Genomic DNA, 13,346 nt, shown 5'->3' with positions numbered 1-13,346 from the left:
CGCGACCCTTCCCATCCCCATCGCAGCGAAAGCGCGAGGCTGCGAAGCCGTGCCCCCTACTCCGCCCCTTCCGGATCCAGCAGCGCCTTGGCGCGACCTGACCCGCGCTAGGGATTGGCCAGTCGCAGGACAGGCAGCCAAAGGTGGATCCACAGCAGCGCCAGCAGATAGGCGCATGAGGCCATCAGGAAGAGCGGCATGTAACCGGTGCCGTTCGTCAGGAGCACGCCGGCAAGCTGCAAGACGCCCATACCGGCGAGATTGCCCGCCAGAGCGCCCAGGCTTGTGATGGTGCCGACACGCTTGGCGGGAATGACGTCGGTGATGATCCCGAACACATTGACCGAGAAGCCCTGGTGCGCCGCCAGGGTCATGCCCAGAAGGCCGACGGCCAGCCAGTAATTGTCGACATAGAGCACCAGCGGCACGGGAACCACCAGCAGGGCGCAGACCAGCATCACCGTCTTGCGAGCGCGATTGACCGACCAGCCCGAGGCGATCAGCCGTCCAACGATCGCGCCGGTGATCAGCGAGCCGCTGGCGGCCATCAGATAGATTACGGCCAGAGGGACCGCGAACTCCTTGATGCTGAGGCCAAACACCCGGTGGAGCAGGTCCGGCGTCCAGAACAGCAGGAACCACCAGACCTGATCAAACAGCGCCTTGGCGCCCATGATCGCCCAGGTCGCCCGGTCCTTGAGAACCTCGCTCCACTTGACCTTGGCGGGGGCCACAGCCTTTTCGGGCTCAGGCGCATTGAGGGCTGCGGCGTTCCAGGCTCCGGTCAGGAACCAGACGGCGACCCAGACCAGACCAAGGCCGCCGACGATCGAGAAGGTATGTCGCCAGCCGACAGCGGCGGCCAGGAACGGAACGAACAGCGGGGTAATGACGGCGCCCAGATTGCCCGCCGCGTTGAGGATGCCGATCGCCATTGACCGCGACTTGGCCTCAAAGGCGGTGGCGATGGTCTTGATGCCGACCGGCGTGCCCAGAGCCTCGGTCGCCCCCAGGGCGATCCGCGCCAGGGTGAACTGTCCTACCGTATGGGCGAAGGCGTGGGCCATGGCCGCCAGGCTCCAGGACCCCACGGCGAAGGGGTTGGCAAACTTCAGACCAACCCGGTCGATGAACCAGCCGACAAACAGATAGGCCACAGCCGCCGAGAGCTGGAACATCGCCGCCAGGTGACCGTAGTCGGCGTCGGTCCAGTTCAGATCCTCCTGCAGCATCGGCTTGAGGATCGCGATGATCTGCCGGTCGGCATAGTTGAGGATGCTGGCCGCGATCAGCATGATCAGCAGGAACCTGCGGTCGATCTTGAATGTCGGCATGGCCATCAGAGGCTCCGCAGGGATTGGAACAGGTCGGCCTGGGCGGCGCCGGCGCGATGGAAGACCGGCGGCTGACCGAACGGCGCGGCGATCTCGACCGACTGACCGCCTTCGAAGGCCTCGCCCGACCAGACGTGAACCCAGCCTGCGCCCGTCGGCAGATAGACCGAGCGGGCGCTCACACCGGCCTCCAGCACCGGTGCGACCAGCAGATCGCGGCCGAACAGATACTGCGTCTGCTCGGCATAGGTCTGGAGGTCGTCCTCATGGTGCAGGAAGAGCGGCCGTTGCAGCGGCAGCCCTTCCTCCGACGCCTCAACCCGCAAGTCGCGGATATAGGGCGCCAGATGGCGATAGACCTGGGTCATGCGGGCGAAGTGCGCCAGCACCTGCGGGTCCTGATCCAGTTGCAGGTTCTGATCGGGCCGGTTGCCCTCGTGCGAGCGCATCACGGCCGTGAACGCCGCCATCTCGCTCCAGCGCATCAACAGTTCGGCCGTCCGAACATTGCCGAACAAACTGGTGTAACCGCCGATATCGCTGTGGTGATAGGCGTTGCCCAACAGGCCCGAGGAGAGCGCAGCGCAGACCACCGTGCCAATGCCGTCGTGGCGCGTAAAGTCCACCGACTGGTCGCCAGCCCACAGCAGCGGGCAATAGCGTTGAACGCCGCTATAGCCGGCCCGCATGAAGAACAGCGCCTCGCCCGTCTTGCCACGCCGCTCAACGGCGTCGGCATTGACCTTGGCCCAGATGGTCGGCCAGGCATTGTGCATCAGCATGCCGTCGACGCCGTTGGCCAGGCGCACATCGGTGGGCAGGTATTCGCCGAAATCGGCCATCCAGCCCGACAGACCGAAGTCCAGCATCTCCTTGCCGATGATGGCGTCGGCGAACCAGTCGGCGGCCTCGGGATTGGTGAAGTCGACCACGCCGCAGTCGAACTCGCCGAAGTCGACCAGATAGGTCTCGTCGCTATCCTGGCGCAAAGCGAGGTAGCCAGCTTTTTCGGCGATCGGGAACAGCGAGCCGTCGACGCAGAGATAGGGGTTCACGTAGCCCAGGAAGCGGATGCCCTGCTGGGCCAGTTCGCCGATCTTGCGATCCAGGCCCGGATAGCGCTTGGCGTTCCACTTCCAGTCCCAGAACAGGCGCTTGCCGAACGAGGTGATGCGCAGACCCACCCAGTCCTCGCACCACAGACCCGACAGCGCCGCGCCCGAGGCGATGAAGGCTTGCAGACGGTCGAAACTCTCGTCGCCCTGCTTGAGGCCGACGATGGCGCCGTTCAGCACCCAGTCGGGCAGCGGCGGCTGGCGGCCAAAGCGATCGGACAGCGCGCCGACCAGGGCCACGAAGGTCTCGGCGGCGAAGACCTCGATGCGCTCGGGGACTTCCCAGACCTCGATCTCGTGGAAGTCGGCATGGCGGAAATCGAAAGCCGAATAGGCCGTGGTCTCGACGTGCAGCGCATAGCGGCGCGACGAGATGAAGGTCGGCTGGGGATAGTTGGTGTGGAAATAGTCGCCGCCCGCGCCGGCCTGATCGGCCATCCAGGTCAGATGGGTCGACTTGTCCCGACCGACGCCCGGCTCGGAGGTCCACAGCGGGAAATGACGGCCGCGCATGTCGAAATAGGACAGCTGCTCGCCGCCGCCCCAGACGTTTTCGCCAACCTCTGCGGGCACACGCAGCCACAGGCGGTTGATGGCTTCGGCGCCGGGCATGAAGCGGATGTGACCGCTCTCGACGACCTCGATCGCGAGCAGTTCGGGGCCACCGCTGGCCGCGGCGAAACCGATGCGAACACGGCCCTCGCCCTTCGAAGGCGTTGCCGAGCGCAGGGCGATCCGCTCACTGACATAGTCAGAGATGGCGAAATTGCCGCGCTGCATTTGAACGTCGGCCTCGCCGCGTCCGATGAACAGGCACGGCGCGTCCGGCGCATGACGCAGCACGGTTTTGCCAGCCGCCTGGATTTCGAAACCATCCTCGAGGGCGATAAGCTTGAGCACGTCTCTACTCCGCACGGCGGGCGCATCGTCACGCGATACGATCTGAAAAAGAACGGGCCCGGCTTGGGGAAAGGTCGCCGGGCCCGTTTGCAGGATAGGCGGACTAGAAGAGGTTGTAGCGGAGGCTCGCGCCGAAATAGCGCTCGGCGTCACGCGGCGTGATCTGCCGCAGGAACGACGCGCCGTTGGGGATGCGGTTGATGACGAACTGCTGGTCGGCAAGATTCTTACCGATCAGAGCCAGGCGCAACCTGTTGTCCTTGCTGACAAAAGCGACGCTGGCGTCGATGGTGCCATAGCCCTTCTGGACAGCATTAGGGTTCTGATTGATGTCGAAACCCATCTTGCTCTGGTATTGCGCGCCGACATTGAAGTCCAAGTCGAACTTCTGGCCTTCCAGCGGCACGAAGTAGCTCGTGTTCAACGAGACCTTGTGCTTGGACGACAGGGGCAGAGGCTTGCCGTTGATCGCCAATGCCGGGCAGGCGCCGGTGGGCGGGCATTTGAACTTGTCGATCTTGGCGTCAATATAGGCGTAGCCGCCGTTCAGTCGCAGGTTCCGGATCGGCTCCAGCGTGAAGTCGGCCTCAAAGCCCTGGGTCTTGACCGTACCGGCATTCGTGAGGCGCGAAACCACCGTGGTGCCGATCAGATCCAGGTTCGTGGCCTGGAAGTTGTCATAGGTCGTGTTGAACGCCGACAGGTTCAGGATCAGGCGGCCGTCCAGAAGACGCGACTTGGCGCCGATCTCGTAGGCGTCCGAGGTTTCCGGCGCGATGCCGAAATTGTCGGTGGCCTGCATGTTGAAGAACACGTTCATCGCCGGGCCCTTGTAGCCCCGCGTATAGCTGCCATAGGCCAGAATGGTCGGCAGGACATCATACTGCAGACCAACCTTGCCCGACCAACCATCAGCCTTGGTGCCGCCCGTCCCCGAGAAGGTCGGGTTGACGCCGCTGAGGCCCGCCGCGCCCGAGGTGCGGAGGCGGCGATGGACGAACTCGATCTTGTCCTCGGTCCAGCGGCCGCCAACGATGCCGCGCAGGCGTTCGGAGAAGTTCAACGTGCCCTGCCCGAAGGCGGCATAATTGGTCAGGGTCGCCGAGAACTCGCCGATGCCCTGGTTGGCGGCATAGGTCGAGGAGCCCGGCGCGCAGGGCGTTGCCGCCCCCAGAGCGCCCAGGGTCACCGGCGCCAGGGTTGAACTGGTGCAATTGGTGACCGTACGGGTGAAGTAGTTGCTCTCCCAAGTATGGTAATAATAGAGCCCGCCGACATATTCGAAGAACTGGCCGGTCGGGGACGCGAGCCGCAGTTCCTGCGTGAACTGGTCGAAGTTCAGCCGTCCATAGTCGGCAGTCCGGATGTCAGCCGCCAGGGCTCCGGTCGCGACGTATTTCGGGGAGTCAGAGCGGAAATCGCCGTCCCGCGCCTGCTGGTTCTTCCAGTTGCGGTAGGCCGTGATCGAGGTGACCGTATAGTCGCCCAACGAGTAGTTCACCTGGGCCGAGAAGCCGCTGTTAATGTCCTTGGTCGACGGCGACTGGTCGTTGTCGATGTCCTTGTTGCCGGCGCCCGGCGTCAGCGGCTTCAGCGACGGCGAGAACACGGCGTCGTTGTAGGCGCTCGAGAACACCGTGCCGATGCTGTCCGCATAGCCGGTGTCGACGTTGTGCGAATAGTCGGCGATCAGGTCGACGGTAAGGTCTTCATTCGGCTCCCAGCGCAGGCGGCCGCGCAGGCCATTGTGCTCGTAGCCATTCACGTCTTCGCCGTTGAAGACGTTCTTGCCGTTGCCGTCATAGTGGCTGAAGAAGCCGGCCAGCGACCCGGCTAGCGTGTCCGAGAGCGGACCCGAGATCGCGCCGCGCAGCCTGTACTCGTTGCCCTCGTAGTAGGAGGCGTCGATATAGCCGCTCTTTTCTTGCTTCGGCGCGCGCGTGATCAGGCTGATCACGCCGGCGGAAGCGTTCTTGCCAAACAGGGTGCCTTGCGGGCCACGCAGGATTTCAATGCGCTCCAGGTCCAGGAAATCGGCGGTGGCCTGACCGCTACGGGCATAGACCACGCCGTCAACGATGGTCGAGACCGAAGGCTCAACGCCCGATGCGAAGGAGACGGTGCCCACGCCACGCACGGTCAGGGCCGAGTCCTTGTTGGTGTTGCCCTTCCTGAAGGTCAGGGACGGCGCCATCTGGATCAGCTGTTCCGCCGAATTGACGTTGGCGCGCTCCATGGCTTCGCCACTGACGACACTGATGGAGATCGGAACCTTCTGCAGGTTTTCCGAGCGCTTCTGCGCGGTGACGATCACTTCAGCGATGACCGGCGCGTCGTCATTGGACTGGGCCAGGGCCGGCGTGACCGCGAAGCCGCCCAGAACCAGCGTCGTGAGCGCCGTGCCGACCAGCATGCGTGCGCGTTTCGTGTGAATTTTCATGTCTCAATTCCCTCCCACTTCTTAATTCCTACCTCTTGGGTAGGCTTATTCGCCTCTTGATGAGGCTTGGTCTTTCTAGAAAAACTGAGAGGCCTTTCAGCACCCTCCCAGGGCGGTCATGCCGACTTCCGATGCAGTTGCAGAAAGTCGACGACCTGATCGCCGATCAGGCCCAATTGTGCTGTAGCGGCAGGATCTTCGCAGGTTCCGTCGTCTCCGAACCGCGACGCGGAGGTGTTGATCGCGGCGGCCATCGGCGTGGGCCAGCCACGCAACGCGTGCACGATTGATCGCAAAGCCGATATCGTGCTGCCCGTCGCCTGCCAGCCATAGGCGGTGACCACCAGGCCAACCGGCATGCCGCTCAGATAGACCCGACTGTCGCGCGCGGTTTCCTCGAGGAGGTCCAGCGCATTCTTGATCATGCCCGAGACGCTGCCGTGATAGCCGGGCGAGGCGATCACCAGGCCGTCGGCACGGCGCACCGTCTCGACGAACTGGATCTCCTCGGCCGTCTGCTGCGGCGCCTTGGGCACATAGATCGGAAGCCGCGCCAGGAACTCGCCGCCGAACATCTGGGTGTCGACACCGCGCGCAGCGACAGCCTTCATGGCGATCGCCAGGGCGCGCTCGGTCGAGGACGAACCGCCGGCCGTGCCGCCGATGCCGACGACGAAAGGCCGGCTCCCGGCGTGGTGATCGTTGGAGGCGTGCACTAGACCAGCGGCCCGTGATCGATGTGCGGCAACACATGGCGGGCAAACAGGTCGGCCTCGGCCGCGTGCGGGTAGCCCGACAGAATGAAGGCCTCGATGCCCATGTCGCGGTAGTCGTTGAGCTTGGCCAGCACCTGATCGGGATCACCGACGATCGCCGCGCCGCAGCCCGAACGCGCCCTGCCCACCCCGGTCCAAAGGTTTGCCTCGGCGTAGCCATCGTCCTTGGCGCCTGCGCGCAACGCGGCCTGGGCCTGGACCCCAACCGAGGTCGAGTCCAGAGACTTGGCGCGGATGGCGGCGCCGGCGTCTTCGTCCAGCTTGCTTAGCAGGCGGTCGGCGGCGGTGCGGGCCTCACTCTCGCTGTCGCGAACGACGACGTGGGCGCGGTAGCCGTAGCGCAGCGTACGGCCGTATTTGGCGGCTCGGGCGGTCATGTCGGCGATGATCTCGGCGACCACCTCCTTCTTGTCCGGCCACATCAGGAAGACGTCGCAACCCTTGGCTGCGGCCTCCCGGGCATCTTCCGACAGGCCGCCGAAATAGAGTAGCGGGGCCTTGCCCGAGACTGTGCCAACGCGCGGCGGATCCAGCTTCAGGTTCCAGAACTCGCCCTGGTGATCCAGCGCCTCGCCGTTCAGCATGGTCTTGAGAATGCTCATCGCCTCGACGGTGCGAGCATAGCGCGGAGCAGAGGCTAGCTTCTCTCCTGGCATGTCAGAGGAGATGATGTTGACGGTCAGGCGGCCGCCCAGCATCCGGTCGATCGTCGCGATCTGCCGCGCCAGTTGTGGCGGCCACATTTCGCCGATCCGCACGGCCATCAGCAGGCGCATGCGACGCAACAGCGGCGCGACGCCGGCGGCGAAAGCCGTGGTGTCGATGCCCAGCTCATAGCCGGACGGCAGCAGGATGTTGTCAAACCCACCGGACTCGGCCTGCAGGACGATATCGCGACAGTGTTCCCAGCTGGATTTCAGCTTCAGATCCGGAACACCCAGGAACTCGTAGTCGTCATCGCAGAGGGCGGAAAACCAGCTGATCTCGCAAGGGGGACGGTTCATGGCAAGGGCGCTCCCATGGAGGCGACGAGGACGCGATACCAGTCAGTGCGCGTCCAGCGCGGCCGATAAGCGTCGGGGATTTCGGCAATACGGGCCGGAGTTTGCGTGCCGACGATTGGAATGGGGTGGGCGGGATGCGCCATGATCCAGCTATAGGCCGCCGCCGACCGGGACACGCCGAACGTCTCGGCGATCTCGTCGAGAATGGCGCTCACGGCGCGAGCGCGGTCATCCGTCGGCGAAGCCAGACGTCCGCCGCCCAAGGGCGACCAGGCCAGCACCGTCATGCTCCGCGCAATAGCCTGATCCAGGACACCGTCACTTAGGGGGGCGATCGCCAAAGGCGAGAACTCGGGCTGGCAGGACACGACCGGCAGCGACAGATGCGCCGCCAGGGCCTCGACCTGCGAGGGTGTGTAGTTCGACACCCCCACTGCGCCAATCTTTCCGGCCTTGTGCGCGGCTTCCAGCGCGCGGGCGGTCTCAGCGGGATGGGTCAGGATGTCCGGACGATGGATCTGCCACAGCGCGACGTGTTCAACGCCCAGGCGCTGCAGCGACGCATCGATGGCCGAAGCGACGTAGGCCTCACTGGAATTATAGGGCGTTCCGATGACGATGCCGCCCTTGGTGGCGACAACCATGCGACGGGCCAACTCGGGCGACGCCGCCAGGACTTGACCCAGCAGAGCCTCTGAAGCGCCAAAGCCTTCGCCGTTGTCGGGACCGTAGATATCGGCCGTATCAAAGAGGGTCACGCCGGCGTCAAGCGCGGCCAGAATCAGCGATCGCGCCGCGCCGACATCAGCGCCGCGAAAGCGCCACATCCCCCAAGCGACCGAGGATACGCGCGGGCCACCCTCATACAGGGGGCGGCTTTCAGGAGGGGCAATCAGGTATGTCATCGCTGTCATACTAGCGAAGAGCGACGTTATGGCAACGCTGCTTCGCATCCATAAATTTTCACCGCCAACGCGAAAAGTTGGCGAAACGAACTGAGCTTACTTTTAAAGTGCATCGCAGCGATTCAATTTACTCAAAAAAATCAATATATATTTGTGCATCTGGCCCAAATTAGATGTATTAGAATTCTTCAAAGCGAATTGTATTTTCAAAATCTTGGATTTGACAATTCACAGACGAAATCCGTCCGATTGTCGCACCGAGTATTCCGAATTCTCGGGTGACGTCGCTTCATCCGGTTGCCCAGCGCCTCCGATATGATAACGGTGTCACATTGGTGTATGGCGACTTGCGCTGCGAAATTTGCGTGAATCGGGACGATTCCGGGGAAAATCGATGATCCGAGGCAGCGTCTATGCACCCGGTCTAGCAGTTGCGACCCTGGCGACCCTGGCTGCAGCCTATGTCTCAGACCACTACGGCGCGCCGCTCACCCTGATGTGCCTGCTGTTTGGCCTGTCGATGAGCTTCCTCGCCGAAGACACGCGACTCGAGCCTGGCCTGACCATCGCCTCGCGCACCCTGCTGCGCTGGGGCATCGTGCTGGTCGCCACGCGCATCACCTTTGGCCAGATCGTCCAGCTGGGTCCCGCCGCCCTGATCGCGGTCGTCGCCATCGTAGCCATCACCCTGAGCAGCAGCGTGTTCCTGGCTCGACGTTTCGGGTTCTCGGGGGCGTTCGGCGCGCTGTGCGGCGGCGCCGTGGCGATCTGCGGAGCCTCGGCGGCCATGGCCTTCGCCAGCCTGCTGGGTGAGCGCCGCACGCCACAGGCCCAACTGACCCTGGTCCTGGTCGGCATCTCGGCGATGAGCACACTGGCCATGACCGTCTATCCGATCCTGGCGCGCCACCTGCACTTCAGCGACGTCCAGGCCGGCTTCATGCTGGGCGCTTCGATCCACGACGTCGCCCAGTCCCTGGGAGCCGGCTATTCGTTCTCGCCGGCCGCCGGAGAGAACGCCGCCATCGTCAAGCTGACCCGCGTGGCGCTGCTGGCCCCGGCGATGATGGTGGTAGCAGTGTTTTTTCCCAAGGATCCCGAGGCCAGGATCTCCACGTTCATCCTGCCCTGGTTCGTGGTCGGGTTTTTCGGCCTGGCGGCCATCAACTCGTTCGGCCTGATACCTGCCGTGGTGGCCGAGGGCTCCAGCAAGGCTGCCGCCGCCCTGCTCGCCTGCGCGGTGACCGCCACAGGCATTCGTTCGAACATGAAATCGTTGACCGAGCATGGCTTGCGCCCTCTGCTCATCATCGTCATCGCCACGTTGATCGCCCTGGTGTTGAGCATCCTGGCGGCGAAGTTCCTGATCCCGGCCTAGGCTTGGCCCTCTACGAAGGGGTCTTGGGCGCGGCGGTCGATGCGCGCAGGACAAGCTCGTGCGGCAAGCGGCGGTGGGCCGGGCTCCCGACGCCCTCGAACAGCAGGCTGGCGGCGGCATAGGCCAACTGCCGCGTCGGTTGTCGCACCGTGGTCAAAGGCGGCCAAAGCTGTCCGGCAAGGGCGATATCGTCAAAGCCGGCGACCGAAAGGTCCCCCGGCAGCGCCATGCCCCGCCGATGGGCTACCGTCAGCACGCCGGCGGCCATGTCGTCATTGCTGGCGAAGATCGCGGTGGGCGGATTGGGCAAGTCGAGCAGGGTTTCGGCCGCCTCCACGCCCGAGGCGAAGTCGAACAGGCCCGGCCGGACATATTGAGGCTCGAACGCCAGGCCGGCGCGGTCCAGCGCCCGGCGATAGCCGAACAGCCGCAGGTCGCTTGCCGTGTGATTGGGGTGGCCGACGATAAAGCCTATCCGCTTGTGTCCCAGCGCGATCAGGTGGCTGGTCATGTCGTCGGCGGCCTGGACGTCGTCCATCGACACCGACGGACTGCGGCCATGATCGGTGCCGGGCGAGATGCGGACATAGGGCATGCCGCGCCGGTCTAGTTCCTCAAGCGCGGCAATCGAGTCGGTGACCGGCGAAGACAGGATCACGCCATCCACCTGGGTCTGGTCGATCAGGCCACCGACTTCCAAGGCCAGGCTGGGCGAGGCCGCGTCACTGGGCTGAGCCAGGAGCCGCACACCCTCTTCAACGCACCGTTCCCAGATCCCGGTCTGGATCTGATGGATGTAATGAGGGCCCTGATTGTCATAGAAAAGCGCGATCTGATGGCTGCGTTTTCCAGCCAACATGCGCGCCGCCGCGCTGGGCTGAAAGTTGAGTCGCGCCATCGCGCCCTCGACCCGCTGCCGCAGTTCCGCCGAAACGTATTTCTCTCGATTGAGCACACGCGACACGGTCTTGGTCGAGACGCCGGCGGCCGCTGACACATCCTTGATCGTAGCGCGCATCCGGTAGGATCATCCTCGACTCTGGATAGGAACCCTAGGCCATATCGGTGAAATCTGCACATCGTCTCGATAGCGTGACGACGCAATTGACCACGCCAGAACCAAGCTGCGTCCCGGAATCAAGCCGCTGGCGCTACCAGCTCGGCGGCGTCGCCATTGGGAGGACGTCAAAGTTCCAACCTGGCGCGCCCGCAACGCGGCCGACCTGTATTCCTTCGATTGAAAGCTGTAGGAGAGGCCAAATCGGTAGCATCCAGGTCTCGGCTTTGGCGTCTGCACCTTCGGGTCAGGCCAATCGCACATCGAAGATGCGATACAGAGGGACACATCATGATCCATCGCCGCCAACACCTCGCCGCCAGCGCTCTAGCGCTGTTGTTCGTCGCAGATCAGGCTCTTGCCCAAGCCACGCAGGCCGCACCGACGGTGAGCGTCGCTGCTGTAGGTGCGACCGTTCCCACCGAGCAAGGCGGGGCCAACGCCGCCGCCCTGCTCCATAACAGCGCTGACCCCGGCAAGAGCATCATCGCCGCGACCGGAGAACTGGGCGGGCTTGAGTTCCATAGCCTGGATGGCGCCCGCAAGGCCGCCCTGCCCGGCGGCGAAACCTATGGAGTCGATACGCGCGAGATCGGCGGCCAGACGGTGCTGGCGGTACTGGATCGCCAGGCTGGCCGCATCCGCCTTTCCAGCTATGACTTCACCTCGGGCCAGGCCCAGGCGATCGACGCGCGCCCGCTGATGCTGGGCTATGCCGGCGAAGGCCTGTGCCTGCACAAGAGCCCCCGCGACGGCTCGCTGTACGCTTTCGCCCTCGGCGGCGACGGTCAGCTGGATCAGTGGCTGCTGTATTCCACCGCTGACGGCAAGCTGGACGGCCGTCTGGTCCGCCGCCTGCACCTGTCGTCAGAAGCCAAGTACTGCGTCGCCGACGACCCTTCGGGCGCCCTCTATGTCGCCCAGCAGGCGGTCGGCATCTGGCGCTATGACGCCGACCCCGAGGCCGAGACTGTGGCCACAGTGATCGACATCAACCGTCTGGGCCGCATCAAGGGCGAGGTGGGCGGTCTGGCTATCCTGAACGGCGGCGACCAGGGCAATTACCTGGTCGCCGTCAACGCCGACGCCGGCGACTACAACGTCTATGACCGCAACGCCGATGACCGGTTCCTGGGCGCCTTCCGCGTCCAGGCCAAGGGCGCGGACGCCATCCAAGGCCCCGCTGGCCTGTTCGGCCTGCGCGCTCCCGTCGGCCCGGGCCTGCCGGCCGGCGCCCTGCTGGTCACGGACGACCGCAAGGTCGGGGCCAACACCCAGGTGCTGTCATGGCAGGACGTCGCCGCCGCCTTGAAGGTCTCGCCCGGCCAGGCCGCGCCCCAGGCGACGCCCAGCACTCTGGCCCTCGTCCAGGCGACCATGGAGACGCCGCCCGTCGAGAACGGCGGCGACGCGGCCGACGACCCGGCCATCTTCGTCCACCCGACCGATCCGAAGAAAAACGCCATCATCGCCACCGACAAGAAGGGCGGCTTGCTCGTCTATGACCTGTCGGGCAAGCTGCTGCAGTCCCTGCCCGACGGCAAGATGAACAATGTCGACCTGCGCGGCGGCTTCACGCTGGGCGGCAAGACTGTCACCCTGGTCACCGCCAGCGACCGCACCCGCAAGGCCATCGCGATCTACACCATCGATCCCGACACGAGGCTGCTGACCAGCGTCGCCGACGGCCTGCAGGCGACAGGCCTCTCCGATCCCTACGGTTTGTGCATGTATCGCAACAAGAGCGGCGCAACCTTTGTGTTCATCAGCGATCCCGACGGCGGCGTGCGGCAGTGGAAACTGCTCGCCACCCCTGGCGGCAAGGTCAAGGCCCAGCAGGTTCGCGATCTGAAGTTCGACACCCAGACAGAAGGCTGCGTCGCCGACGACGAAACCGGCGCGCTCTACATCGCCGAGGAAGACACCGCCCTGTGGAAGCTGGGCGCCGAGCCCTCGACCGGGACGGCCCGCAAGTCCGTGGTCCGGGTGGTCGACAACTCCGCCCTGAAGGACGATCTGGAGGGCGTGGGCCTTTACGCGCAAGCTGGCGGCAAGGGCTATCTGGTGGTCTCCAGCCAGGGCAACAACAGCTACGCCCTGTTCCGGCGCGAGGGTGACAACGCCTATGTCGGCTCGTTCGCCGTGATCGCCGACGGCGCGACCGGCATCGACGGCGTCTCCGAAACCGATGGCCTGGAGGTCACCAGCCTCTCGCTGGGCGCGGGCCTGGAAAGCGGAGCCTTCATCGCCCAGGACGGCCGCAACGTTTCGCCACCCGAGAATCAGAACTTCAAGCTGGTCCCCTGGTCAACGATCGCTGGAAAAATGGGGCTTCGCTGAGCGCAAAGCGCGAACTGAAGTTTCGCCCCGAAATCCCGTTGGTCTGGCAAGACCAACGTCTCCCCAATGCACGACCGATCCCGCCGCAAAACCTGAG

General features: G+C 64.5%; 9 protein-coding genes. 2 read left to right on the top strand and 7 right to left on the bottom strand.

The annotated features are described in order from the left end of the window. Nucleotides 1-107 precede the first annotated feature (107 nt). The 6 genes from ACW17Z_RS00455 to ACW17Z_RS00430 form a co-directional block, all read right to left on the bottom strand. Complete coding sequence (locus ACW17Z_RS00455; RefSeq protein WP_492057193.1) at nt 108-1,340, bottom strand: MFS transporter; 1,233 nt, start codon at nt 1,338-1,340, stop codon at nt 108-110. After that, nucleotides 1,340-3,349 carry an alpha-glucosidase gene (locus ACW17Z_RS00450; RefSeq protein WP_492057192.1) on the bottom strand — a complete coding sequence of 670 codons (2,010 nt, stop codon included), beginning with the start codon at nt 3,347-3,349 and terminating at the stop codon, nt 1,340-1,342. Before ACW17Z_RS00450 ends, ACW17Z_RS00455 begins: the two co-directional genes overlap by 1 nt. A 103-nt stretch (nt 3,350-3,452) precedes the next feature. Then, complete coding sequence (locus ACW17Z_RS00445; protein ID WP_492057191.1) at nt 3,453-5,789, bottom strand: TonB-dependent receptor; 2,337 nt, start codon at nt 5,787-5,789, stop codon at nt 3,453-3,455. Between the two features lie 116 nt (nt 5,790-5,905). After that, nucleotides 5,906-6,505 (bottom strand): NADPH-dependent FMN reductase, encoded by a 600-nt coding sequence (locus ACW17Z_RS00440; protein ID WP_492057190.1) that lies wholly within the window; start codon nt 6,503-6,505, stop codon nt 5,906-5,908. Then, nucleotides 6,505-7,569, bottom strand: coding sequence for an LLM class flavin-dependent oxidoreductase (locus tag ACW17Z_RS00435; RefSeq protein ID WP_492057189.1), 1,065 nt, complete (start codon nt 7,567-7,569; stop codon nt 6,505-6,507). The genes ACW17Z_RS00440 and ACW17Z_RS00435 overlap by 1 nt, the downstream gene beginning before the upstream one ends. After that, nucleotides 7,566-8,396, bottom strand: coding sequence for an aldo/keto reductase (locus ACW17Z_RS00430; RefSeq protein ID WP_492057188.1), 831 nt, complete (start codon nt 8,394-8,396; stop codon nt 7,566-7,568). The genes ACW17Z_RS00435 and ACW17Z_RS00430 overlap by 4 nt, the downstream gene beginning before the upstream one ends. Nucleotides 8,397-8,868: 472 nt before the next feature. On the opposite strand from ACW17Z_RS00430, the gene ACW17Z_RS00425 reads away from it, so the two are divergent. Beyond that, nucleotides 8,869-9,852: a YeiH family protein gene (locus ACW17Z_RS00425; RefSeq protein WP_492057187.1), complete on the top strand. Its 984-nt coding sequence runs from the start codon at nt 8,869-8,871 to the stop codon at nt 9,850-9,852. Between the two features lie 10 nt (nt 9,853-9,862). Here the strand turns inward: ACW17Z_RS00425 and ACW17Z_RS00420 are convergent, their stop codons facing one another. Continuing rightward, nucleotides 9,863-10,870, bottom strand: a complete 1,008-nt coding sequence (locus ACW17Z_RS00420; RefSeq protein ID WP_492057186.1) for a LacI family DNA-binding transcriptional regulator — start codon at nt 10,868-10,870, stop codon at nt 9,863-9,865. Nucleotides 10,871-11,200: 330 nt separating this feature from the next. Here ACW17Z_RS00420 and ACW17Z_RS00415 point away from each other — a divergent pair, with 330 nt between their 5' ends. Continuing rightward, entirely contained in the window at nt 11,201-13,249 is a 2,049-nt protein-coding gene (locus ACW17Z_RS00415) for a phytase (protein WP_492057185.1), read from the top strand. Nucleotides 13,250-13,346: the final 97 nt, after the last annotated feature.

The sequence above is a fragment of the Caulobacter sp. GSs2 genome (assembly GCF_058680895.1).
Note: the sequence above shows the minus strand (reverse complement) of the source record. Positions and strands in the feature narration are given on the sequence as shown.

Bases quoted from the DNA above. Each gene is read 5' to 3' on its own strand.
- ACW17Z_RS00420 (WP_492057186.1), bottom strand. From the start codon at position 10,870: ATGCGCGCTACGATCAAGGATGTGTCAGCGGCCGCCGGCGTCTCGACC.
- ACW17Z_RS00455 (WP_492057193.1), bottom strand. From the start codon at position 1,340: ATGGCCATGCCGACATTCAAGATCGACCGCAGGTTCCTGCTGATCATG.
- ACW17Z_RS00415 (WP_492057185.1), top strand. From the start codon at position 11,201: ATGATCCATCGCCGCCAACACCTCGCCGCCAGCGCTCTAGCGCTGTTG.
- ACW17Z_RS00445 (WP_492057191.1), bottom strand. From the start codon at position 5,789: ATGAAAATTCACACGAAACGCGCACGCATGCTGGTCGGCACGGCGCTC.
- ACW17Z_RS00425 (WP_492057187.1), top strand. From the start codon at position 8,869: ATGATCCGAGGCAGCGTCTATGCACCCGGTCTAGCAGTTGCGACCCTG.
- ACW17Z_RS00430 (WP_492057188.1), bottom strand. From the start codon at position 8,396: ATGTGGCGCTTTCGCGGCGCTGATGTCGGCGCGGCGCGATCGCTGATT.
- ACW17Z_RS00435 (WP_492057189.1), bottom strand. From the start codon at position 7,569: ATGAACCGTCCCCCTTGCGAGATCAGCTGGTTTTCCGCCCTCTGCGAT.